This is a genomic window from Nocardioides taihuensis (assembly GCF_042657275.1).
In the GTDB taxonomy this organism is placed as follows: domain Bacteria; phylum Actinomycetota; class Actinomycetes; order Propionibacteriales; family Nocardioidaceae; genus Nocardioides; species Nocardioides taihuensis.
On the sequence record NZ_JBHSKD010000034.1, the window covers coordinates 1 to 991 of the forward strand.

At 70.3% G+C, this 991-nt stretch carries 1 protein-coding gene; it reads left to right on the forward strand.

All coding sequences use genetic code 11. The annotated features are described in order from the left end of the window. Positions 1 to 44: 44 nt before the first annotated feature. Positions 45 to 991 (forward strand): IS481 family transposase (locus ACFPGP_RS23830; RefSeq protein WP_378594058.1); only part of this gene is annotated, 947 nt, incomplete at its 3' end.

Here is a 991-nt window from a genome sequence, read left to right on the forward strand (position 1 = left end):
GGTGTGGAGCTACCACAGCAACCACTCTCACCACGGAGGTCTTCGTGTCCCACGCTAACGCGACCCTGACTCCTGCCGGGCGGCTGCGGCTGGCCCAGCTCGTCGTCGACCAGGGCTGGACCTATGTCCGGGCGGCCGAGCGGTTCTCGGTCAGCATCACCACGGCACGCCGCTGGGCCCTCCGCTACCACGAGCTCGGCCGGGCCGGGATGGTCGACCGGTCCTCCCGCCCGCACCGGAGCCCGAACCAGCTGCTCCAGCGCACCGAGCGGCGGATCGTGAAGCTGCGGGTGACCCGGCGCTGGGGCCCGGCCAGGATCGCCTACCACCTGGGCCTGAACCCCTCCACCGTCCACCAGGTGCTGGTCCGCTACGGCTGCCCGCGGCTGAAGTGGACCGACCCGGCCACCGGCACCCGGATCAAGACCTCCTCACGCGAGAAGAACCGCTACGAGCACGCCGCCCCCGGCGACCTGGTCCATGTCGACATCAAGAAGCTCGGCCGGATCCCTGACGGCGGCGGCTGGCGCATGTTCGGGATCGGCTCGCCCCAAGACAGGCGAGCAGGCGCGGCCAGGGACCGAGCGGCCCGCGCCGGCGCAGCACCCTCGCGTGGCTACGCCTACCTGCACCACGCCGTGGACGACCACTCCCGGCTGGCCTACTCCGAGATCCTCGCCGATGAGCGCAAGGAGACCGCCTGCGCGTTCTGGAAGCGGGCACGAGCGTTCTTCGCCGCCCACGGCATCACCGTCAAGGCCGTGCTCACCGACAACGGCTCCTGCTACCGATCACGACTGTGGGCCAAGACCCTCGGTCGACGGGTCAAGCACCGCCGCACCCGCCCGTACCGACCCCAGACCAACGGCAAGGTCGAACGGTTCAACCGGACCCTGCTCGAGGAATGGGCCTACGCCCACACCTACCTCTCAGAGGCCGACCGCGCAGCGGCCTACCCGACCTGGCTGCATCACTACAATCACCACCGCGG